The organism is Flavobacterium cupreum (assembly GCF_003996965.1).
Taxonomy (GTDB): domain Bacteria; phylum Bacteroidota; class Bacteroidia; order Flavobacteriales; family Flavobacteriaceae; genus Flavobacterium; species Flavobacterium cupreum.
Genome location: NZ_QWDM01000204.1, coordinates 1 through 301, shown reverse-complemented (window position 1 = coordinate 301; position 301 = coordinate 1). Strand labels below are relative to the sequence as shown.

Annotated in this window: 1 rRNA gene; it reads right to left on the bottom strand. The window is 53.2% G+C overall.

What is annotated here, in order from left to right:
* Positions 1 to 94 precede the first annotated feature (94 nt).
* Positions 95 to 207 (bottom strand): 5S ribosomal RNA (gene rrf / locus D0817_RS27175).
* Positions 208 to 301: the final 94 nt, after the last annotated feature.

Here is a 301-nt window from a genome sequence, read left to right as displayed (position 1 = left end):
ACCTGAGGCGAAAGCGCGGACGAAAAAAAACCCCACCGGCGCTGAACGCGATCTTGAGCGCGTTCAGGCTGGTGGGGTTTTCCCTTTATAACTAGCCTGACGATAACCTACTTTCACACTGGTTGCAGCACTATCATCGGCGTAATATCGTTTCACGGTCCTGTTCGGGATGGGAAGGGGTGGTACCGATTTACTATGGTCATCAGGCATAACTTGTACAAGCATCTGTCCCCGGTGGGGCGACAGCGCTTTGAATCTGGAAGAAGCGACGGTTTTATCGTCGTCCCCGTGCAAACGGGAA